A 23,985-nucleotide genomic window follows, 5' to 3' on the forward strand; every position below is an offset into this window, starting at 1 on the left:
AATAACTGACAAACAAACATTTAAACACAAACAGAATAACTCATTATTTGTCGATATAATTTATTAAAAAAATTATAATTTTGCATCCAGTTATTTGTGGAACAATGAGATCAGCATATTTATTATTATTCATATTAGTATTTAACCTTTCACCTTCAAAAGGTAAGATAAATGATACATTAAAAATATATTCATATTCCCAATTAAAAGAAAAATTCTATGATTATGTGGGTAACGATAAAATTAGTAATGCTAATGTAATTTCAAAATATTATTTGCAAAAAGCAAAAAACGAGAAAAATACTACTGAAATAACTGAAGGCTATGTTCTCATGCATTTTAATTTAGACCTTCAAAATGCTCTAAAATATATAGATAGCATATCGATTTATAAAAAAGATCTTGATCAAAAAATATATCCTGCACGAATTTACTTATTACGTGGTAATCTTTACTTAAGACATGATAACTTAAAACTAGCATTTGAAAATTATATGCTAGGTCTAAAATATGCGAAAGAAAAAAATAATGAAAGGCAAATAGCTATTGCAAATATTAGCGTTGCTTACCTAAATAATTATATTGGAAAACATGCAGAAGCTGCAAAAATTTTAAGATTCTACCTGTATCATGGAAATTACTTCAACGAAGCTGAGCAGGGTAGAATCCATTATAATTTAGCTGACACCTATATTGAGATTAATAAAATGGACTCTGCTAGAATATTAATACAAGAAGGTGTTCAAGCAGCACTAAAAAATAAGAATAGTTACAAATATCACCAATATTTATTTTTAGATGGCTTTTATAATTTGAAATTAAACAAATATGATATTGCCATTGAAAAATTATTAAAATGTAAAGAGTTTTTTGCCAAAAATGAAAATGATCTAAATATAAGCTATACATTATTAAATCTGGGAAAAGCCTATGATGGATTGAAAAATAAGGATAAAGCAGCAGAAAACTTTATTGCAATTGACTCTATAGAACAAAAAAGCAACAATACTTTTCCTGAACTTCGTGATATATATACTTACTTGATTGATTATTATAAAGAAAAAAATAATAAAGAAAAACAACTTTACTATATCGAGCGATTCTTAAAGGTTGATAAATTATTAGATTCGCAATTTAAATATATTTCGCGAGAATTACCTAGAAGATATGATACTCCTCAATTATTAAAAGAAAAAGAGAATATAATTAATGACCTACAAAACAGAAAAAAAATTCTCTACATCTCAATAAGTATATTATTTATTGGTCTTTTAGTCCTCTTATATCTCTATAAAAAATCTAAAAACTCGGAAAAACGGCATAGAGAAATTGCTCAGAAATTAATTCATTCCATAGAAGAAAAGAATAATGCGTTTACAGAACCAGAGCCTAATGTCGTAATTACTGAGATCTCTGATAAAAAGATACCATTTAATCAAATTGAATCTAAATCTAAATCAATTCCTGAAGATGTTGTACAGTTTATTTTAAAGGGATTAGAAAATTTCGAGACCAAGCAACAATTTTTGAAAAAGGGAATTACACTTAGTAGTCTGGCAAAAACTTTAAAAACAAATTCTGCCTATTTATCGGATGTTATTAATACATATAAGGAAAAAAATTTCGCATCATACCTTAATGATCTTCGTATTAATTATGCGTTAACAAGATTAGTTCATGATAAAAAGTTTAGATCTTACAAGCTTTCTGTCATTTCAGAGGAATTGGGATATAATAATGAACAAGCATTTTCCATTGCTTTTAAGAAAAAAACAGGAACTACACTTTCCATTTATATTAAAGAGGTAGAAAAATCCCATAATCAGAATTAAACTTCAAAATCCTTAACAAAAACCTAATTAACAGATACTTAAATAAAATATATTTATAAATCAATGCCTATACATTTATAAATACACATCCTATTCCTTTTTTTCGGGATGTTTTGTTCTGTAAGTTTGCTCTGTAATCAAAAACAAAAATTGGTTAACAAATAATATTTTTTAATTGTGCGCACAAAGACAAGAATATTACGCTAATAGCAAACACTCCCGGATGTCAGGGATTATATGACAGAATAAATTATTATTAAAAATCAAAATTAAAACAATGAAAAAACAAGTATCATTAGGCAAATTAAGCTTAAACAAGGAAAAAATCGCTCAACTAAGTGCAGAGGGAATGTCAAATGTAAAAGGAGGAAATTTTGGAGGTAGCACATGTGCTGGGTTCACTTGTGGATGGTGTACTTCTACAATGGATTCTTCTACTACAAAACCACTTGGACCAAAAGAAGAAGGTTTAGAGCCTCAAGGTTAAGATTAATAAAAGTATAAGAGATTATATTTTGGAACTAGCCCCGTTTATACGGGGTTAATTCCTTAATATAATAATATTAATCGCTTATAGATTATATCTGTTGTACTGATTTTTAACAACTCAATACGTCACAACACCGAATTACTCTAATTAAGTTCAAATATGCTGTTTGTTGCTCTTTTATTAATAAAACTATTACTCACCACTTTATCATAATTAACTATGAAAACAAAACATATAAATATCAGCAATATTATACACGAGCTGGAACAAGATATAACAGAGAATGTATGTAATACTAATGATAACTCTCTATTCAATGGTAGAGCCGGTGTATTGATTTTATATTATTTATTATATGAGAACACCCAAGATTCTCAATACATTGATAAAATTGGAGATGTAATTACCCAAATTTTTCAAGATATCAATGAAGATAATTATTCTGGTAGCAATTCATTTTGCAATGGTTTGGCAGGAATAGGATATGCCCTGAATCTTTTAAAAAAGAAAAAAATAATTTCAGAAGAATTTGAAGTCGTTTTAAAAGATTTTGACACCATTTTATTGCAAGAAATTGATGCCTGCCTTCACAATAAAAAGTTTGATTTCTTACATGGCGGATTGGGAATTGCACTTTGTCTGTTAGAGAGGGCAAGTGAAAATGTCTTATTACAAGAAAAAATTGATAGTTTTTTTTCAAAATATATTTTCATTGTAGAAGAGCAAATAAAAAAAGATAATAGTTTGGAATTCTTTGATGAATCAGGAGATTATACAGCTAAATATAATTTAGGAATGGCTCATGGACTCATTTCAAACTTATGTCTCCTTATAAAATATTCAAACCAGATATCTCATGATGTCCGATCCATAATTAAGGCCATTTCAAATAAGATATTGGAATTTTATAAAAAAGAAAACTCTTGTCAATTTCCAAGTATTATCTATACAAACAGAGAAAGTACATATAACGCTCCATTAGGATGGTGTTACGGAGACAATATTATTGCATTGGGATTATTAAAAAGTGCTGTCTTTCTGGAAGACTCCTATCTCTATTCTATAGCAGAGCAAGTTGCAATTAATGCATTGAAGAGAGACCATGAACGATTCGTTGTTAAAGATGCCATGATCTGCCACGGTACTGCAGGTGTTTCATACATCTACGAAAAATTGTATAAAATTACCTCGAATGAAAAATTAAAGGAATCATCCCAAAAATGGTTTGAAACTACTCTCGATTTTTACTCAGTAGACGAAAAGTCTCATAGTTATAGAACTTATGTTGGAGATGATGAATATACAAGTACTATATCATTACTCAATGGAAAAATTGGAATAGCAATTATGCTATTAATGCGAGAAAACAGTAATCTAGATTCAGATTGGGATAATATTTTATTATTAAACTAAGGATATGACTTATACACATTTTAATAAAGCCATCATAAGGACTCCGGCATTGCCTTTATCATTTTTTAAAAAAATTTTTGAGCCTACTACAGATATCTGGGAAGTCATAAGACAAGATGATCAAATTAGAATAGCAATCCATTATGCTTCGCCAGAATTATCAGAACAAATAAATCTTTACCTGAACAATAAAATTACAGATTTTAAAAAGAAAGAAAAACTGGAAAAGTCAGTATTGAAATATTTATCAAGAATGTCTACCAGATCTACTCCTTTCGGTACCTTTTCGGGAATTTCTGTCGTTGAAGAATCTCATCAACAAAATACCCAACTTTGCATTCCCAATGCAAACTCAGATTATAATCATGTCAAAGTTAAATTTGATATGGAATTCTTATATCAATTATCTGACTATGTTGAAAAGCAGGAATATGTTTTTCCATATTTAAAATATAAGCCCAATAACTCATTATACAAACTTGGTAATAAATACAGATATGTAGAGGTTAGCTTAGAACAGGGAGGAAAAAGTTATGATTTATCATCTGTAGAGTATTCTGAAATTATCGAGGAGCTTTTAAAGTTTTCCAGAGACGGACGCTATATTCATGAGATGATCGATTTTGATTTAATTAAAGACTACTCCTATGAAGAAAGATCATCCTTTATAAAAGAATTAATTGACGCTCAAATCTTCATGTCTGAATTAAAACCTTCTACGACTGGGGAAAGTCATGAAAATATTATTATTTCCACGTTAATGAGAATTGATAGTGAATGTCAAGGAAAAAATACTGAAATTCAGAAGCTAAAGAAAAAAATAGAAGATATTTTGGATAAGGTAGCTACCTTAGATAATCAAAATTTTGAAAATCACACCCAAGAACTGGAAGAGCTATACCAATCTATAAGAAGTATTGGGAATTTATATTTTACAAAAAGTAAATTATTACAAGCTGATTTAATAAAAGAGCCTAATAACTCATCTTTTGATTCTGAAAACATTAAGATTATATACGAGGCAATGGACGCTTTAACCAGACTCAGTTTAAAAGGCAGAGAAAATTCTGAACTAAAAGCCTTTAAAAAGAGTTTTGCTAAGAGATATGAAAACCAATGGGTCCCTGTACCAGACGCCGTTGATATGGAATATGGTATTGGATATGGAGACAAAAGTGGTACCCATAAAAATTATTTGGTTGATGATTTCCAATACACAGCTAGAAATAGATCACTTCTAACAAAAATTACATGGGACAATAGTTTACACGATTTTTGGAAAGACAAAATACTAGCTGGCTTATCTAGTCATTCCAGCGATATTGAGATCACAGAATCTGAACTTAAAAAATTCCCTAAAGACGAAAAATCACTTAATGCAACGTTTTGTGTATCAACATCTCTTGTTAGCAATGAAGAAAATAATAAAAAAATATTCTTAAAATACGCTGGGGGACCTACAGCCAACTTCCTTATTGGAAGATTTTCAACAATAGATGATCAAATCAAAGATCTTTATCATGACATTGTGGATGCCGAGGAAAAAATTCATCATGATAAAATTGTTGCTGAGCTCAACCACCTTCCTCAGGATCGGTTAGGAAATGTTATGCACAGGGCAAATTCAAGAAAATATGAGATACCTTATTTAGTAAATTCAAGTGTAGATCAAGAATATCAGATCCCAATTTCAGATTTGGAAATAAAACTTGTTAATGATGAATTTATACTAAGGTCAAAACAAAAGAAAAAAGAAGTCTTACCTTATTTAAGTTGTGCTTTAAATTACAAAGCAAAAGGATTACCAATTTTCACCTTTTTAGCCGAACTTCAGGAACTTCAGGGGACTGGAAGCTATGCATTGGATTTAGGTTTTTTACCCGACTTCTTCGAAAGAATCCCAAGAATAAATTATAAAAACATCATTTTAAGAAAGGCATCCTGGAAAATACCAAAATCAGTTATTGAGGCCCTGGAAAATACTTCTTCAGATCACGAATTGTTGGAAACATGGGAAAAGTATACAAAAGAAAAAGGAATTCCAGCCTTCTTTAGTATCAGTATGTTTGATAATGAAATGATGATTAATTCACATCATGCTACATCTTTGAAAATATTTATTGAAGAAGCTAAAAAACATTCCGTAATTAATATCCAAGAGTCTATATTGGAAGAATATAAAGCGATCAAAGATACTGACGGAAATGAGTATCATAATGAAATGCTTTACTTTTTCAAAAAACAAATTCCCACTCAGATAAGTTCTAATGATATTTATTGTTCTGAAAAAGAATTGAGTGCTCAAAGAAATTATATAATTGGAAGTGATTGGACATATTATAATATCTATATGGGATCTAATCAATCTGATAAAGTTTTAACTGATCTAAAGGAAGAACTTGATGTATTAATAGAAAACAAAAGTATTGACAAGTGGTTTTTTATTAGATATAATGATCCAGACTATCATATAAGATTAAGAATTTTCAGCAATAAACAATCAACAATAGCTCATTTAGCTTTAAATAAAGTATTCAATGCCTTATATGAAGATAAACGAATCATAGATATTTCTCAAAATACTTATAAAAGAGAATTAGAAAGGTATGGGGCGAAAACTATCGAGCCTGTTGAAAGTATATTCTTTCACGACAGCATGATGTTGACAGAATTGTTAACAGTAATCACTCATAATTATCAAAATCCTGAAGAGATCAAATGGAAAGTGGGAATTTATATTGTACACAAATATATAGAAGCATTTAATATTTCTTTGGAAGACGCTTGTCAATATACAAGCAATGTTTGTGATTACTTTACTAACGAATTTTCGTTCAGCAGGGAAACAATCGTCCAGCTAGATAAGGATTATAATCAAAAGAGAATCTATTATAAGAATCTTATAGATGAAAAGAAAGTAGAAGATATAGAAGAAGGAGAAATATTGTTTCAAATTATAGATCATTACTTTAGCTTAATAAGGGAAGAAATAATCCTGCATCAGCTTTCTCATGATAAATTAGTAGAAAGTATTATACATATGAGTGTCAATAGGCTTTTTACTAATAAACAAAGACTATACGAATTTTCATTATACCATATCCTTAAAAGATATTATAATCAAAAGATCAATCAGAATAAAGTAAAAAAGCCGGTTGAGATTTTAGCAAAATAAGGTTTTTAAAGGGAATTACGTCTCTTCTGGTAATACAGCTTAGAAGAATGAATGATGAAATTATCTTTATTTATACAAATACTTTTGAAATGGAAATAAACAAAAATATTATGCTAAGTAGACTTAAAGTGGTTTATATCCTCCTATTTATATGGATTAATAATTCCACTATAAAATCACAGGAATACAAACATACTTCTATAAATATGGAAACAGGGAAAAACCTGAAACAAGTAATAAATGCCTTTGATACAAAAAGTATTATTGGTTTAGGGGAAGGAACACATGGCACTAAAGAATTTAATGATGTTAGAATAGCATTAATAAAGGAACTTGTCAATAAAGGTTATAAAACAATAATTTTTGAAAATGCATTCGGCGATACTTATTTCCTTAATCAGGAATTAAATTCTGAAGTTCCTTTGTCTACTGTGATGCAGAATAATCTTTTATCCATATGGCAAACAGACGAAGTTAAAAATTTCCTTACATGGATTAGACTTTACAATCAAAAACATTCAGATAAAATTACTTTGTATGGAGCTGATTTTAATTATGTATCTAATGCAATTAAAATTCTGCAGCAACAACTTGGATCAAATAATGAAGATATAAATAAGGATCTTTTAAGGCTAAAAGAAATTGGAAATATCCAGGATTCTATCTGGAATAAACAAAATGACAAAAATTTTAAGATTGATATGAATACTCTCATAGAAAATGGGAATGAAGGATATGAACTTACACAAAAAATTGATGCATTTACAAAGCAAAATACAATGAAATCCTCTAAGTCTTCATTAGAATTAGCCCTTGCCAATTGTACCTACGCTTTTTCAACTTTTTATGCAGCAAAGAAGAAGACAGAGGAAAAATCAAGAGATGAATTAATGGCAAATATGATTTCAAAAATTCAGGAAGAAAAAAAGAAAGTCATCATATGGGCACATTCTGCGCACATTTCTTTTCAATTTCCTTATAATATTACAGATCTAGCTATGGGAGGATACCTAAAGCAACATTACGGTGATAAATATTATGCATTGGGAACTTTAACCGCTAAGGGAACTTATAGTGCAACACTTGATAGAATTGACACAAAAAACAATAGTTTTAAATCCTATACCCTTAACCCTATCGTAGAGAAATCATGGGAATATTATTTCTCACAAAACAAAGACACTATGTTCTTCATCGATTTACATCAAAACTCTAATCTGAAGAAGCTTCTGAAAATGAAGTTTATTGGTTATGGTCCTGAAAGGGAAGACTCCTATACTAAAGACGTTAATATTAGTGACTTCTTTGATGGCATTATTTTTATCAAAAACACATCCGCAGCTGTACATACCCTTTAAATATGTCATCTTGCAAAAATTCAGCAAATCTCCATTTTAGCATATATAAATGATTAACAATAATTTACTAAATCTCTATTAACACATAACAAGCAACGAAATTCAAAAATCAGTCTTAAGTCACCTATAAAGGAAGAAATATTTGTTTTATTAAAACATCTTTGTATTTTAGATAAAAAAATTAACATGACCTTAGATAAACTAATCAACTACTTAAAACTTGATAAGCAGGAATTCATTTTCCAGTTTAATTCGCATCCCAATTACCCTTCAGCACTTGCTTTTAGTGATACGCTCAACTTTTTGGGTGTAAGAAATGATGCTTATGAATTGGATAAAGAATATTGGGATGAACTTCCTGAAGAATTTATTGCAATTGTAGATAATTCTTTCTCTTTGGTTAAGAAAACGGGAACTCAATATTCCGTTTATTCTGATAAATCAAAGACATTAAATAAAGATGAACTTCACAAAAATGCGACCAATTTTGTTTTGTTATTTGAGAAAACAGAAAATGCAGAACAAAAAATATCAAATTACAGACCTTTTATATATGCAATTCTTGCCGTAATCCTTTTATATTCCATTCTGAATTTTTCATGGTTTGAAATCCTCTTTAATTTCTTATCATTAGTGGGAGTCTATATTTCACTGGAAATTTTTAATCAAAAATTTGGGAATACATCAGCAGTAATTGGTAGCATTTGTGGTGATACATCAGCAAATCAGATTAAGAATTCTTGTAATAAAATTATTAATGAAGATAAAACAAGTATTCTGGGATTGAAATTTTCTGATTTCTCCTTAATCTATTTTGTTGGAATTACAGTATTGGGATTATTTTTGCCTGCAACAAGTTATGTAATAAAGGGCTTTACCATTGTTTCCCTTATTGCCATTGGTTATTCACTATATGTTCAGGCTTTTGTAGAAAAAACTTTTTGTAGAGTTTGCCTATTAATCATTTCAGTTCTTGTAGCTCAACTTATTTTAACATTATTCTTTTTTGAAAACTCTTACTTCAATGCAAATATTGCCATTTTAAGCATATTATTATGGGGAATTACTTTTTTTGCCGTTTCTTATTTCAATACTTTGCTTACAGATAAGGAATCTCTTCAAAAGTCGAATGCAAAAAATTTAAGATTTAAAAGAAATTATGATCTATTTAAAAGAGAGCTTTTAGATAAGGAAAAAATTACTTTCAGTGATAATGAAACTTTTTCACTGGGAAATAAAGATGCAAAAATCCATATTTCAGTGGTTTCAAATCCTTATTGTGGTTTTTGCAAGGGAGCACATGAAATTTTAGAAAGCCTTTTAAAAAAATATCCGAATGAAATTTCTGCCCAGATAAGATTCAATTATTTTGCAGAAAAATCCAACGAAAAAGCAACAGGCCTCCTATCAGATTTTATGAGTATCTATAAGAACAAGCATGAAAGTGAGTTTTTAAAAATAGTAGAAACCTGGTTTGAAAATAAAGATGAGAAACAAATCAGAGATCTGGCAGGTACTAATGGCCAATTAGAGGATCTTAATTCATTAAACGAGATGTCAAAAGAAAATCTAAATGCGGGATTAAGCTTTACTCCTATTTTAATTATTAACGGATTTCAGTTTCCTGACAAATATGATCGTGAGGATATTCATTATTTCATTGATGAATTAATTGAGGATGATGAAATTTAAAATAATTACAATAATTTAACAAATTTCACTAATTTAGGAAAAAAATAACCATCATTATACAAGTCATCACAGTGCTTACACTGATCGAAAACTAATAGCATGAAAAACATACCACTTTTTTCACATCAGAATCCTAAAAGCATTCAAATAGAATCTTTAATCAGCAGACCATTATCCAACGGAAGACTTGTGTTATATTCTGATTATTGTCCTTCAGAAATTTGCGGGGTAATAATGTCCAAAAGATGTTTACTGATGGACGGCAATTACTAGAAATAATGACAATTAGTATAAAAAATATTAATAAAAAATGTCGTCAAAATATGACGGCATTTTTAAATGATTTTGAATTTTGAAGAAATTTCCTTTTTACAGGCAACCTGACGCTAAAGACTGTGGTCCTACATGTCTTAGAATAGTCAGCAAACATTATGGTAAAAGTATATCGTTACAACAAATCCGCAGCCTTTCTGAAACTACACGTGAAGGAAGTAGTTTATTAGGGCTGAGTGATGCTGCTGAGGATTTAGGATTCCGTTCATTAGGAGTTCAGGTGGACTTTAATACTTTTGTTGAAGAAGTTCCTTTTCCATGTATAGTACATTGGAATAAGAATCACTTTGTCGTAGTCTATAAAGTTGATAAAAATAATAAAGTATATATTTCTGATCCAAGTTATGGACTCATCACCTACAATAAAGACGAGTTTATCAAATTATGGATTGGTGAAAATGCCACTGAAAATACAGAGGAAGGAATTGTTCTTATCCTGGAAACAACTCCAGCTTTCTTTCAAACAGAATTTGATGATCAGGAAAGTAAGGCTAGTTTTTCCTTTCTTTCTAAATATTTATTTAAATATAAGTCTTTGGTTATTCAGCTTGCCGTAGGATTACTGGCAGGAAGTTTATTATCCCTTTTATTCCCTTTTCTTACTCAGAGTATCGTAGATGTGGGAATACAAAACCAGGATCTGCATTTTATTTACCTGGTCTTACTTGCACAAATCATGCTTTTTATAGGAAGGATGGGAATTGAAGTTATTCGAAGCTGGATTTTACTTCACCTTTCTGCAAGAATCAACATCTCTATTATTTCGGATTTCTTTATCAAACTTATGAAACTCCCTATCAGTTTCTTTGATACAAGAATGACAGGAGATATTATGCAGAGAATTAATGACCATCATCGAATTGAGCAGCTTCTGACCAATTCATCACTTAACACGTTATTTTCACTTGTTAACCTAATTATCTTCAGTATAGTATTACTTCTTTATGATTACAGACTGTTTATTGTTTACCTCGTGGGAGCTATCTTATATATTGGATGGATCACATTCTTTTTAGGCAAAAGAAAAGAGCTGGATTATAAAAGATTTTCCCAGGTTTCTCAGGAACAAAGTAAAGTTATCGAACTGATCAATGGAATGCAGGAGATAAAAATGCATAATGCAGAGAAACAGAAACGTTGGGATTGGGAATTCCTTCAGGTTAAGCTGTTTAAAATTAGGATCAAATCTCTTTCTCTAGAACAATGGCAATCTGTAGGAGGTAACTTTATTAATCAGATGAAGGATATTCTGGTAAGCTTTCTTTCCGCTAAACTGGTTTTAGATGGAAACCTCACGTTAGGGATGATGCTTTCTGTACAGTATATCATAGGCCAGCTTAACAGTCCCCTTTTACAGCTCATTGATTTTATCAAACAAACCCAGGATGCTAAAATTTCCCTTGAAAGACTAGGAGAAATACATGATAAAGAGGACGAAGAGAATAAAGATGAACAATATGTTTCAGACCTTCCTCAAAAGGATATTGACATAGAAAATCTTTCATTCAGATATATAGGCTCGGATTCTTATGTGTTTGAAAATCTTAATCTGAGTATTCCATATCAAAAAACAACAGCAATTGTGGGAGCCAGTGGAAGCGGTAAAACAACTTTGCTCAAACTGTTAATGAAATTTTATGAACCCAATCAGGGAGATATTAAAATTGGTAACACAAAACTAACAAATGTTTCACCCAGATTCTGGAGGGATCATTGTGGTGTTGTTATGCAAGAAGGCTATATCTTCAATGATACCATTGCTAATAATATCGCGATAGGTGAAGATCATATTGATAAAAAGAAGCTACGGAAAGCAGTAGAAATAGCGAATATAAAAGAGTTTATTGAAGAACTTCCACTAAGCTATAATACCAAAATAGGAAATGAAGGTGTGGGCGTAAGTGGTGGACAAAAGCAAAGGCTCTTCATCGCAAGGGCAGTTTATAAATCCCCGGAATACATTTTCTTTGATGAAGCAACTTCCGCATTGGATGCAAACAATGAAAAAGTAATTATGGAAAATCTTGAACAGTTTTTCAAAGGTAAAACAGCCATTGTCATTGCTCATAGACTCTCCACCGTAAAGCATGCAGATAAGATTATTGTTTTAGATAAAGGAAAGGTAGTGGAAGAAGGAAGCCATACTGAGCTTGTTGCTCTGAAGGGGGAATATTACAGACTCGTAAAAAATCAGCTTGAATTAGGAAATTAATCTGTGTTTTTTATTAACTTCACTATACTAATCCCATAAAATATTAATTATGAACAATTTAAAAAAAATCAAAAGACAAGTTTTAAAAGAAGTAAATGGTGCAGGCCCAATTCCTGCATACCCATGCAATTGTTTTTGCATTATAGGAAATGATAAAGTGTGGAATGCATGCAACAGATATTGCCCGGGAGGAGTAATTCCAGGTGTTGAAATGGGAAATGATCCCAAATGTGATTATAATTTACCCCTATAATTTTTAGCATTATAGAGATTAAAGCAAAATCCTCTATTTGAGGATTTTTATTTTCAATTGTTTATTTTAATATGGAAAAAGAAATTTTAGATAATATAGAGCTTCGTTCGGAAAGTGTTCAGGATATTCTTACAAGACCGCCCCATTGGATGATACGCTGGGGAAACACCATCATATTTATTATCCTTATCCTCATTTTAATTATGAGTTATATAATAAAATATCCTGAGTTTGTGTCAGCTCCTATTGTGGTTACTTCCCAAAACCCACCTGAAAAATTAGAGGCCAGAACAAATTCTAAAATTGAAAAAATTTTTATCAAGGACCATCAGGAGGTTAAGAAAAATGATGTCCTTATGGTTATGCAGTCTGCTGCCAATTATAAAGATGTTCTTGCTCTGAAAAAAATCATCGACTCTCTTTCTCCTACTCACTTAGCTTCCTTTCCTATAAATGAAACGTCTCATTATAAATTAGGAGAGCTTCAGGGAGATTATAACAATTTTGCAAAAGCATTTCAGGATCAGGAATTATTTACAAGACTTCAGCCCTACGCTCCTGAAAATCTTGCTGCTAACCAAAGTATTTCTGAATACAGGGTAAGGATTGCCACGACAAAACAACAAAAGAAACTTGAACAAGCTAAATATGAGCTTACAAAAAAAAGCTATCAAAGATCACAGGAACTTTTTAACCAGGGAGTCATCGCTTCCGTAGAACTTGAAGGGGAAAAAATAAAATACATCCAGGCTCAACAAAATCTGGAAAATATTACCATTTCTTTATCTCAAATGGAAGAAGCAATATCCAACCTTAACAAAACTAAAAGCGGGACTGCTATCAATACGGAAAAGGATAAAATTAATTACTCTTCACAATGCCTGCAATTGTTTGAGCAATTAAGAAAATCGATGAAACAGTGGGAGCAGAACTTCCTTGTTATTTCTTCTACAGATGGTATTGCCAGCTTTCAGCAATTCTTTGGAGAAAACCAATTTGTAAAAACAGGGGATGCGATCTTATCTATATTACCTCGGAATAAAGAGAATTTAGTTGGAAGAATGTATGTCCCTCCTACTAACTCTGGAAAAATTGCTCCCGGAGAAAAGGTTTTGATCAAACTGGATAATTACAGGTTTCAGGAGTATGGTATTGTAGAAGGTAAAGTACAGAATATCTCTCTCTCTGCCGATGAAAAGGGAAATTACTACGTAGATGTTCTACTTCCTAAAGGCTTAAAAACATCATATAACAGAAATCTCACATTTGATAAAGAGCTTAGAGGTAATGCTGATATTGTTACTCAGGATCTAAGACTCATTGAAAGATTTTTCTATCAAATCAGAAAACTATTGGGATATCAAAGCTAATAGAGCCAAATCACAATATATAAAACCCACAACTAATAGTTGTGGGTTTTTATATAATCTTACAATAGTAATCACATATCAATAGTAATGTTTATCACATAATCATATGCACGTCAATTGTGTTATTTAGCCATAACTAGTTCATAAAAACATTTTATATATAAACGCTTACAAAATTCTTTTTATACGGCTTAATTGAGATTTATTCTAAGAAAACTACGGAGATTCGGAACCAAGAATGAGAATAAATATTAATGGGTATCATCTTTTAAAACAAAAAAGGAAAAGTAATAATTTACTTTTCCTTTCTATAGTAGCGAAGACGGGAATTGAACCCGTGACCTCAGGGTTATGAATCCTGCGCTCTAACCAACTGAGCTACCTCGCCTTTTTGGTGGTGCAAATATATAAAATATTTCTAAACCTCCAAAATTATTTTAGCTTAAAAAACTCCAAAACATCGGCAACATGGTCTGGTTTATTGATTATCTTATTGTTAGCATCTAAAATAAAATAAGTCGGAGTTGCATGAATATTATAAGTTTCACTATAACTACTATTCCATCCTCTTAGCTCGGAATCATTAATCCAAGGAAACGCGGTAATTCTTTTATTGTAAGAGTCTTTATCTACATCCAAAGAAAGCCCAATTACCTGAACATTCTTCGCTTTTAAATCATTATATTTCTCCAAAAGTTTTGGCAATTCAGTTTCACAATGAGAGCATGTGGAAGACCAGAAAACAATGATTTTCTTATCTGCTTTTACATCATAAATAGACTTGGCATTTGTATTAACCGGAGCCTGGAATTTATAATTAGGAAAAGTTGCACCAATCTGTACATTGGCATTTGCCTTAAGCGTTGATGCTAACCTGTCTGTAATCGTACATTTGAGATCTTTAGCCTGATCAAGATATTTTTTCTTTAAATCAGCCATTTCATACACATCAAAAATGTCAATCAATTCGGATAATACCGTTTGACCCCGTGGTGTTTCCACCTTTAACCGATCAAGTAATTTATCTACAGAAGCTCCAACATTGCTGTTTCCACCAGAATTAAGATAAGATACCAATACAGGTCTCAACAATGATGATGTCTCAAGCATATCATTAGACTTATCAATAAAATTGATTATTTCTTCCTGTGATACCTTTTTATTAGGGTCATTAGTTAAAAATTTACTATAGTTTGTATTATAGTAATAAATAAACGGATGGTCCGTGGAGTTCACTTCTCCAAGGCCTCCTGATAATCTTGATATTTCTGCTTTCAGAGCTTTTCCAAAATCTGTATTATCTTTATAGTATTCTTTAATCTGTGCTAATGCCGGTAATATAAGCTCTTTTTTCTGAGAACCTTCTTGTTGTTTACTCATTAAACTATTCGACTCATCCTGGTAAATAATATCTTTAATCTTATTACCCTGAGTATCTAATTTAATGTTTACATTCTTATTTTCTGATATGAAATTGAATGTATTATTGGTAGTAGGAAAATACATTTTCATCATACCAACATAGTTCTGCGGATATTTAAAAGTCCATACATTATTCTTACTCTGCTCTTTTGTAAAAATAACATCTTTGGAACCATTTAATGTATATAGAATTGCATCTTGATCTTTAAAATCAGCCGGTGCCTGAACGGTAATTGTGAATTGTGCCTGTAAAGAAAAAGCAGATAAAACTGCTGATAATACAAATATCTTTTTCATAATGTAAAAATAAAAAAACTCTCTGATTAATCAGAGAGTTTTCAATATTTTAATTAAATTTTTATATTTTTTGACCCTTATATTTTCTTGTAAAAAATACAATAAATGCTACTGCGACTATTGATAGTAAATAAATATACATATCAATTGGCACTGAATCTCCACCGGGGCCAGTAGGAGGTCCACCTGGCTCAGGAGGTTGTCCTCCAGGGCCCGTTCCTTGTGCATTCAATACACAAAAAACAAAAATAAAAAGACTATATAATAGTTTATTTAAAGCTTTCATATATTTTATTTTAAGATTTTAGTGTTAACAGTTTCTCCCTTATCTGAAACAATTTTTACTACATAAGAGTTTTTAATAGAATTGTTTAATTCAATTACAAAATCTGCAGAAGTATTTACTGCTTTTTTAGAGATTACCAGTTTACCACTCATATCATAAACTTCAATATCTGCTTTCTTCCAATCCGGATCAAATCTTACAATATAATTTGTAATATCCGGGTTATAAACTACTTTAGTTCTTGATGAAGGCTTCACTGCTGCTCCATCCATTGCAAGATTTCTTGCTGTTGAGGCCTCAGGTGCACCATAATATAAACTGTACTCAGTTCCTTTGGCAGGAATTATATCTCCTTGTTTTGCTTCAGTTACTTCTCCGTTTGGAGCTTTGTAATAGAAACCTGTACCTGAAGATAATTGGTGTGTCCCCTTACTTACCAATTCAGCATTCTCTCTAATTTCAAATTTAAAAGATTTTATATTAGAACTGTAAGTTGCTAACATCACATTTTTTCCTTTAAAATCATTTTCATTGGCTTCATTGATACGTAACCAATACTTTGAAGTATAATCATTATCATAACCTCCAGCCTTATTTTCTTCAAAAGTACCCACAACATCTGCTGTTGATGCAGCATACTGTGTTTTAGCAGCTGCTGAATGTCCAGTAGTTGCATTTGGATAAACCACATAATAAGTTTTACCAATTTCTACACCATTAGCATCAAGAGCAATAATTCCTAATTGCTTTACAGTGCCTTGACTCATGCTACCTGCAGCACTTCTGCTTGCATTAACATTATAATCAGTATTCGCTGCTCTGCTATAATAATTAAACCTCCTAAGATTGCCAAAGTTTAGAACATCCGTATTATTATTGTTATTAAGCTTAATCGTAAAAGTTCCAAATGGTCTGATCATCAAATAATCAACATCCCCTGTTGGAACACCAGCATTAAACGTAACCGATTTATAACCTCCGGTAGTTGTTCCACCTTGATTATTTACAACCCCGGAAACATCAAGTACTACACCATATATATTACTAAGGTTTACTCCGTCACCATTAGCAGCCGGTTCGTTATATGCAATTTTTGATAAGTCAAGGTTGGTTAGGAATGGATTACCAAATTGATACATGTTTCTAGCATAATTACCTGTCCACAATGCTCCACCTGAAGGAATTTCGAATGGGTCATATGCATAGGTATTGTATTTTTCTCTAAATGAATTTAGATTATTTCCACCTGCCCCAAAGTTGATTCCAGCTCCAGCATTTTGTAATGTAACACTAGTTCCAATAACTCCTGTTGCAATATCACTCACAGGTCGCCCTTTTACGGTACGTGTAATAGAACTAACATCTAAGCCGGCTCCACCTAATGCCCAATAAGAATAGGTAGGTGCTGCATCACCAAACTTGTAAATACCATTGATCGGTGATAAATGAACAAACTGTACCGTATTGTTATTCCAATACAGGATATCATTCTTTGATTTTCTTACTGTGGTGAATGTTTTACCAAATTCAGCATTTAAAGTAGCTGGAGTTTTAAAATAGAACGGCATCCCAATTTGTTGATAATCACCCTGACGAACTTGTCTGAATTCCTGATCTACAATTCCAGTAATGTTTGCTTGTGGAATACCTGTGATGAATAATTGTCCGTAAGTATAAACGGGAGTAGCAGTAGAGCTATTGGTATTAACAGATGCATAAGCCGTAGGCTCATTAAGTTTGTTAATAAAATTACCTCCGCCGTTTGCTTCTGTCTTATCAGCATTTGACGCATCAATCGTCTTGACAAGATCAGTTGCTGTACCAGAAACCATAAAGTTTCCATGGTTTTCTATAGTACCATTAGCTTTCATTTGTAAACCTCCCCCGCTATAAACTAGGGTACCTTTACTTACATACATATTAGCATTAGCGTCTACGTGACATAATATCTGCGCCTGAACAGAATAACTAATTGCTAAAAGACCTATAGCAAATAAACTTTTTCTCATTGTATAAATTATTTGTGTGTGTTATAATACAATCTCACCCGCAAAGGTATGATTTTTTTCATAATAAAAAAATTATTTTCATTTATTAACAATAATATTATCTTCAGTTAATACTATTTTCTTTTCCTCACCTATTGCAAACATGTAGTCTTCCAAGACTTTTTCGGTAGTTCCTCTAAGTCCTCTGGCTCCCAATCCTTTATCAAGGGTTTCCTCCACGATCTTTTCAATAGCACCATCCGTAAATACCAATTCTGTGCCATCCATTTTAAAAAGCTCAATAAACTGATTGACGATTGAATTTTTGGGCTCTTTCATGATACGTACCATCGTTTCTTTTGTTAATTTTTCGAGGTATGTAATGATTGGAAATCTTCCCAAAAGTTCGGGAATTAATCCGAAAGAACGAAGATCTATTGCATTAATATTTGTTAATACATATTCATCCTCATCTACATTATTTATCTTTTCAGCACTGAAACCTATTGCCTGTTTGTTCATTCTTCTCTCGATAATTTCCTTTATACCATCAAAAGCACCACCAGCAATAAATAGTATGTTTTGGGTATTAACCTGGATATATTTCTGATCCGGATGTTTTCTTCCTCCTTGTGGTGGAACATTTACAATACTTCCCTCAAGCAATTTTAAAAGCCCCTGCTGAACACCTTCCCCAGAAACATCTCTGGTAATACTTGGATTATCAGATTTTCTGGCAATCTTGTCTATTTCGTCAATAAATACAATTCCTTTTTCAGCTTTTTCCACATCATAATCTGCAACCATAAGAAGTCTTGAAAGAATACTTTCAACGTCTTCTCCTACATATCCGGCCTCGGTTAAAATCGTAGCATCTACTATACAAAAAGGAACATTAAGTTCTCTTGCTATAGTCTTGGCCAGCAAAGTTTTTCCGGTTCCTGTTTCACCGATCATGATAATATTGGACTTTTCAAGCTCTACTTCTCTATTTTCATCCTGTGCATGAAGCAATCTTTTATAATGATTGTATACAGCAATCGAAAGCTGTTTTTTTGCCTGATCCTGTCCGATCACATATTGGTTAAGGAACTCTTTAATCTCCTTTGGCTTTTTTAGCGTATCTATATTTTCCGCAGGTGAAAATTCAGTTTTAGTAGCACTGTCTTTTACTATCGCATGAGCTTGTTCTATACAGTTTTCACAGATAAAGCCATTCTGACCAGAAATAAGCATCTGCACTTCATTTCTTTTTCTGCCACAAAAAGAACATTGGTTTGAATTCATACTATTTATATAAATATATGTTAAAGAAAATCGTAAAAAATTTCTTTTTTACGATTTCTTGATTTTTTAAGAATTAATAATTGATTTTTGAATTTCGGTATACTCTTCATCCGTTAATTTCAGTCTCTCATTTTTAAAATTCATATCTTCCACTGTATTGAGTGGTATTAAATGAATATGTGCATGAGGAACTTCCAGGCCTACCACTGCAATCCCTACTCTAATACAAGGAATTGCTTTTTTAATCTGCTTGGCAACCTTTTGTGAAAATCCCCAAAGGTTTTTATACTCCTCGCTTTCCAGATCAAAGATCAGATCCACTTCTTTTTTAGGGACTATTAATGTATGTCCTTTAACTAAAGGCATTGCATCTAAAAACGCAACAAAATTTTCATCCTCTGCTATTTTGTAGGAAGGAATTTCGCCATTAATGATTTTTGTGAATATAGTACTCATATGCATCAAAAAATTTACTTCAGAGAATTATACATGTATAAATTTATCCTTACAGGGTAATTTCAAGTACTTCAAAAGATAATTTATTTCCGTTCGGCAAAACAATCTCTGCGGTCTCTCCCACAACTTTACCTAGCAAACCTTTTGCAATAGGTGTATTTACAGAGATCTTGCCGCTTTTAAGGTCGCTCTCATTATCAGGAACTAAAGTAAATATCTGTTGTTGTTGCGTTGCATTATTTTTTAGTTTCACAGTTGTTAAAATGGAAACTTTTGAAGTATCTAGCTGACTTTCATCTATTATTTTAGACCCTGAAATAACATCTTTCAGTTTAGAAATTCTCATTTCAAGCATCCCCTGAGCTTCTTTTGCCGCATCATATTCTGCATTTTCAGACAAATCACCTTTGTCTCTAGCTTCTGCAATCTGTTGAGTAATTTTAGGTCTTTCTACAGTTTCCAACTGCTCAAGCTCAGCTTTCATTTTATCTAACCCCTCCTTTGTAACATAGCTTGCCATAATTTTCAAAATTTAGTTTTAGTATAAAAAAATAATCCGACATTTGCCGGACAATGTTTTCGTGTTGTAATCGTTTAATTTTTACAAATATATAAAAATTTAAATTGAAATGAAAAAAACTTTTTCAATCTTATTCTTTTCCACTTTACTGATAATCAGCAATATATCTGTTAATTCTTGCGGAAGTCGAGAAGACACGGTAAGCTGCTTTCCCAATACTCCAATTAACGTAACCTTGAACCTTAATTTAGCTGCATATAATAATTTGAACTATGTAGGTGGATGGATCTATGTGGATGAGCAACAATCAGGAACACGGGGTTTAATTATTGTCCGTAGATCAGATAATCAGTTTATGGTATTTGATAGAAATGCACCTCATATATGCCCTGATAATGATACTACACTTGAAGTAAAAGACAATATTAGTATCATTTGTCCAAAGGATAACGCTAAATGGATTTTACTTACCGGCCAACCTTCGTCAGGAACGAATGTACCTCCGAAAACTTATCCTTACAATTATAATCCCAATACCAGAGTATTAAATGTTTATTATTAATTTATGAAAGTTGTAATACAGAGAGTTTCAGAAGCTCATGTAAAAGTAGAAGAGAAAATCGTCGGCGAGATCAATAGGGGCTTTATGCTACTCATTGGAATTGATGAAAATGATGAGAAAGCAGATGCAGATTGGCTCGTACAAAAAATATTGAACCTTAGAGTTTTTGCTGATGAAGATGATAAGCTCAATCTTTCATTAAAAGATATTTCAGGAGAAATCCTTTGTATCAGCCAGTTTACGTTGATAGCTGATTATAAAAAGGGAAATCGTCCATCCTTTATTAAGGCAGCAAAACCCGATAAAGCAATTCCCCTTTTTGATTATTTCAAAGAAGAAATTGCAAAATCAGGACTAAAAACAGAATCCGGAATTTTTGGTGCAGACATGAAGGTTTCTTTAGTTAATGATGGTCCTGTCACTATTGTAATGGATAGCCAAACAAAAATGTAAGACACTTTATATCAATACATTAAATTATATTTAATCCCAAATAAAAAAGGTCCTTCAAAATTTGAAAGACCTTTTTCCTAATAAACTTTTATAAAAACTAATTCGCAGGTATACTGCTGAAATTCAATGCTACTTTTAAGTTCATATCTGAACTTGTCTGATTTTTCAGTTCATAAACTGTTCTTACTGTAAGTCCGTTGCTCTTTACGACCTCATCCAAAAATCCATTATTATTAAGATCGAGGTTTAAGCTGGAACTATTTGAAGAGATGTTGGATCTTGATGCAACAAGTCTTTCACCCGTACCATTTGAAGAAATATAAACTTTAATGTTTTTAAAAGCACTTAAGTTGCCACCAGAAGGAGAAACCACAGAGATTTTTGCATCTGCCAATCTCACATCTTTTATTTTAGCATTATTATTCCCACCAAACCAAGTCTGTACATTAGAAGCAGTAGCCGTAGAAGACACCTCTTTATCAGCAGGCACTCCTGTGGATACTAATACATTAGCCGTATAAGGAAACGTATTCTGAACCAATGACTGTACTGTTCCACAACTAACAAGGGCAACAGAAGCTGCCACTGCAGTTAAAAATATATTTTTCATAATAATAAATCTTAATACAAAAATTATCTTGCAGAAACTATACCAAAGAATTATTATTCGACGCTTACTGAAAAACTTCCTTTTGTGTTTCCGGAAGCCATGTTACTTTTGCCTATAATTAACCATACTTCACCTTTGCCCGCCATCTGATAAAAAATATCTCTTCCAAAAGGACCATCGTATTCTCCATTTGGCAATTTTATCTGATTGAAACGAATATTAAAATCTTTTTCTTTTGTAGAAATGGATGCCTTGATATCACTTTTATTATAATTTGTGATTTTGAGAATCAGCTCCTGTCCTTCTTTTGTAAATTGCTCTCCTACTGTAAATGGAAGCTGTGAGGCATCGGCAGTTCTTATTATTTGCCCATCTTTCTCACTTCTCATCACACCTTTTTTTAAGACATGTTTGGTGACGGGAGAATTATTAATGATAGAATCTTTTTTTCTTATAGCAGCTGAATCTACTGAATGTTCTGGACCCGGCTGTTCTGAAATCATGATCGAATCTTTGTTGGCTGTTTCGTTTACATTTGGTTCTTTTTTACAAGAAACAATAATCAATGGGATCAGCAATAAGGACTTTTTCATAATAGTTATTCTTTTAGTGTTTCATAGTAAAGCACTTCTGACAAGAAAGAAAATGATTTCTTTTGTTTTACTTTACTTATAATTTGTTTTTTTAGTATAATATCTTTTTTTTCGGCAGCAAACTTCAGTAAACTTTTCTCACTAAAGTTGATTTCTGTGAAGTGATAACCTGCATTAAAATCACTGCGCTTCATATTGTGAGAAGTAATTAATCCTCCCCAATTGATATAACTACAAGCCAAAATTGTTCCATAAAAATACCATGTCATTGTATTAAACAGAAAAGCATTTCTTTTTCTGTATTGAATTTTAATATACGTCATTGTCAAACCAATCAATGAAAGAGTCAGGAAAGCATATACTCCAAGCCTTTTATATGTAAAACCATAATTGATAATGTATTCGGAGTTCTTTATCATCGTGGAAATAATCAGTGCCGCATTTAAAAAAATCCAGATCTTAGCCAGGTTTTTCATAAGCCCGGCTTTCGGATCAAAATTAAATCCGGATTTAAAATAAAACATAATCACCAGAATAGACATAATAATAGACATGATCACAGCATTTACTCTTTGGTGGGTTTCTTCTGAAAGCTGGCCGGGAGTTTTTGAATCTTCGTAGAATAGTTCGTAATTATAAGTGATGATAAAAAAGATCAATAATACATTTAATGCTAAAAACGAGATTATGCCGCTCATCCTTTCTGCATCAATATCAAGAAAAGAATATGTTGATTGTACGATTCGATCTTTCGTGTGAAAAGTATCATCTAAAAAATGATTTTGTTTATAAATGATTTTTTCTACAGCATAATTCCAATAATTGAAAGCGATAAACATCCCCAATACTGTTATGCAGAACAGTTGCCAAATATCAATATCTATTTTGATATCCGTAAACAAGCTGGCGAAATGATCACTTCCTACAGAGTAAATTCCAAAAAAAACAGCAACTAATACCAATGGAATCAGGATAAAGGCAAATATTTTCTGTCCTAACCCCGAAATATTTTTTTGGGGAAGCCAACTATCAAAATTAAAAAATCGACATAAAAAAGTAAAGCAGTTCACTATAAAAACAGGAATCAAGAAGAGAATTTTTAGTCTTTTATTTCCTGATCTGTAAGATAAAAGCAGAAGTGAACTTACAACCGCCACAAAAGAAGCAAAATCTCCATACCAGGCAAAAGCTACTGAAGAAAAAATACTTGTGAAAAAAAGCATGAAAAATACTTTTGTTTTGTTTGACTTTGGTGTTTTGTACCATGTTAGTAACGCATAAGCAATACCTAACAGTCCAAGATTTAAACCTACATTTTCGTTATAAAAAAGAATAATAAATAAGACGGTTGTAAGGAGTATATAGTGATGTGTTTTCATGATA

The 23,985-nt window shown here is 31.6% G+C and carries 20 protein-coding genes and 1 tRNA gene; 11 read left to right on the forward strand and 10 right to left on the reverse strand.

Features of this window, described 5'->3' with window-relative positions; translation table 11 throughout:
• Positions 1 to 80 precede the first annotated feature (80 nt).
• The 9 genes from AC0INN_RS21150 to AC0INN_RS21190 all read left to right on the forward strand — a co-directional run bounded on the left by AC0INN_RS21150 (position 81) and on the right by AC0INN_RS21190 (position 14,128).
• Positions 81 to 1,832 carry a helix-turn-helix domain-containing protein gene (locus tag AC0INN_RS21150; protein WP_273650649.1) on the forward strand — a complete coding sequence of 584 codons (1,752 nt, stop codon included), beginning with the start codon at positions 81 to 83 and terminating at the stop codon, positions 1,830 to 1,832.
• Positions 1,833 to 2,109: 277 nt separating this feature from the next.
• Positions 2,110 to 2,319, forward strand: a complete 210-nt coding sequence (locus AC0INN_RS21155) for a class I lanthipeptide (RefSeq protein ID WP_273650648.1) — start codon at positions 2,110 to 2,112, stop codon at positions 2,317 to 2,319.
• A gap of 222 nt (positions 2,320 to 2,541) precedes the next feature.
• Positions 2,542 to 3,735, forward strand: a complete 1,194-nt coding sequence (locus AC0INN_RS21160) for a lanthionine synthetase C family protein (protein ID WP_306614991.1) — start codon at positions 2,542 to 2,544, stop codon at positions 3,733 to 3,735.
• Positions 3,736 to 3,739: 4 nt separating this feature from the next.
• The gene (locus AC0INN_RS21165) at positions 3,740 to 6,910 is read left to right on the forward strand and encodes a lantibiotic dehydratase (protein ID WP_273650646.1); all 3,171 of its coding nucleotides are present in this window, start codon (positions 3,740 to 3,742) and stop codon (positions 6,908 to 6,910) included.
• Between the two features lie 110 nt (positions 6,911 to 7,020).
• Positions 7,021 to 8,268, forward strand: coding sequence for an erythromycin esterase family protein (locus AC0INN_RS21170; RefSeq protein WP_273650645.1), 1,248 nt, complete (start codon positions 7,021 to 7,023; stop codon positions 8,266 to 8,268).
• 186 nt (positions 8,269 to 8,454) lie between these two features.
• Positions 8,455 to 9,960 (forward strand): vitamin K epoxide reductase family protein, encoded by a 1,506-nt coding sequence (locus tag AC0INN_RS21175; protein ID WP_273650644.1) that lies wholly within the window; start codon positions 8,455 to 8,457, stop codon positions 9,958 to 9,960.
• A 352-nt stretch (positions 9,961 to 10,312) separates the two neighbouring features.
• Positions 10,313 to 12,505 (forward strand): peptidase domain-containing ABC transporter, encoded by a 2,193-nt coding sequence (locus AC0INN_RS21180; protein WP_273650643.1) that lies wholly within the window; start codon positions 10,313 to 10,315, stop codon positions 12,503 to 12,505.
• Positions 12,506 to 12,554: 49 nt separating this feature from the next.
• On the forward strand, positions 12,555 to 12,758 hold the full coding sequence (locus AC0INN_RS21185) for a hypothetical protein (RefSeq protein ID WP_172284243.1): 204 nt from the start codon (positions 12,555 to 12,557) through the stop codon (positions 12,756 to 12,758).
• A 71-nt stretch (positions 12,759 to 12,829) separates the two neighbouring features.
• A complete protein-coding gene (locus tag AC0INN_RS21190; RefSeq protein ID WP_172284246.1) occupies positions 12,830 to 14,128 on the forward strand; it encodes an HlyD family secretion protein in 1,299 nt (432 codons plus the stop codon).
• A 314-nt stretch (positions 14,129 to 14,442) separates the two neighbouring features.
• Here the strand turns inward: AC0INN_RS21190 and AC0INN_RS21195 are convergent.
• From AC0INN_RS21195 to greA, 7 genes are all read right to left on the reverse strand, one after another.
• Positions 14,443 to 14,516: transfer RNA gene (locus AC0INN_RS21195), tRNA-Met, on the reverse strand.
• A gap of 44 nt (positions 14,517 to 14,560) precedes the next feature.
• On the reverse strand, positions 14,561 to 15,847 hold the full coding sequence (locus AC0INN_RS21200; RefSeq protein ID WP_273650642.1) for a TlpA family protein disulfide reductase: 1,287 nt from the start codon (positions 15,845 to 15,847) through the stop codon (positions 14,561 to 14,563).
• A 61-nt stretch (positions 15,848 to 15,908) separates the two neighbouring features.
• A complete protein-coding gene (locus AC0INN_RS21205) occupies positions 15,909 to 16,133 on the reverse strand; it encodes a signal peptidase (protein ID WP_172284250.1) in 225 nt (74 codons plus the stop codon).
• Between the two features lie 5 nt (positions 16,134 to 16,138).
• On the reverse strand, positions 16,139 to 18,142 hold the full coding sequence (locus AC0INN_RS21210; protein WP_172284252.1) for a T9SS type A sorting domain-containing protein: 2,004 nt from the start codon (positions 18,140 to 18,142) through the stop codon (positions 16,139 to 16,141).
• Positions 18,143 to 18,220: 78 nt separating this feature from the next.
• Positions 18,221 to 19,408 carry an ATP-dependent Clp protease ATP-binding subunit ClpX gene (gene clpX / locus AC0INN_RS21215; protein ID WP_172284253.1) on the reverse strand — a complete coding sequence of 396 codons (1,188 nt, stop codon included), beginning with the start codon at positions 19,406 to 19,408 and terminating at the stop codon, positions 18,221 to 18,223.
• Between the two features lie 66 nt (positions 19,409 to 19,474).
• On the reverse strand, positions 19,475 to 19,864 hold the full coding sequence (locus AC0INN_RS21220) for an HIT family protein (RefSeq protein WP_172284255.1): 390 nt from the start codon (positions 19,862 to 19,864) through the stop codon (positions 19,475 to 19,477).
• 49 nt (positions 19,865 to 19,913) lie between these two features.
• Positions 19,914 to 20,384: a transcription elongation factor GreA gene (gene greA, locus AC0INN_RS21225; RefSeq protein ID WP_172284257.1), complete on the reverse strand. Its 471-nt coding sequence runs from the start codon at positions 20,382 to 20,384 to the stop codon at positions 19,914 to 19,916.
• Positions 20,385 to 20,493: 109 nt separating this feature from the next.
• Here greA and AC0INN_RS21230 point away from each other — a divergent pair, with 109 nt between their 5' ends.
• Both AC0INN_RS21230 and dtd read left to right on the forward strand, forming a co-directional pair.
• Positions 20,494 to 20,946 carry a hypothetical protein gene (locus tag AC0INN_RS21230; protein ID WP_172284259.1) on the forward strand — a complete coding sequence of 151 codons (453 nt, stop codon included), beginning with the start codon at positions 20,494 to 20,496 and terminating at the stop codon, positions 20,944 to 20,946.
• Between the two features lie 3 nt (positions 20,947 to 20,949).
• Positions 20,950 to 21,399, forward strand: coding sequence for a D-aminoacyl-tRNA deacylase (dtd, locus tag AC0INN_RS21235; RefSeq protein ID WP_273650641.1), 450 nt, complete (start codon positions 20,950 to 20,952; stop codon positions 21,397 to 21,399).
• A gap of 97 nt (positions 21,400 to 21,496) precedes the next feature.
• Here dtd and AC0INN_RS21240 read toward each other — a convergent pair whose 3' ends face one another.
• Genes AC0INN_RS21240 through AC0INN_RS21250 form a run of 3 tightly spaced genes read right to left on the reverse strand, consistent with a single transcriptional unit; the run spans position 21,497 to position 23,981 of the window.
• A complete protein-coding gene (locus AC0INN_RS21240) occupies positions 21,497 to 22,009 on the reverse strand; it encodes a hypothetical protein (RefSeq protein ID WP_306615000.1) in 513 nt (170 codons plus the stop codon).
• Between the two features lie 53 nt (positions 22,010 to 22,062).
• Positions 22,063 to 22,602: a hypothetical protein gene (locus tag AC0INN_RS21245; protein ID WP_172284264.1), complete on the reverse strand. Its 540-nt coding sequence runs from the start codon at positions 22,600 to 22,602 to the stop codon at positions 22,063 to 22,065.
• Positions 22,603 to 22,607: 5 nt separating this feature from the next.
• Positions 22,608 to 23,981, reverse strand: coding sequence for a DUF4153 domain-containing protein (locus tag AC0INN_RS21250; RefSeq protein ID WP_273650637.1), 1,374 nt, complete (start codon positions 23,979 to 23,981; stop codon positions 22,608 to 22,610).
• Between the last annotated feature and the right edge of the window lie 4 nt (positions 23,982 to 23,985).

It is taken from the genome of Chryseobacterium subflavum, assembly GCF_055762745.1.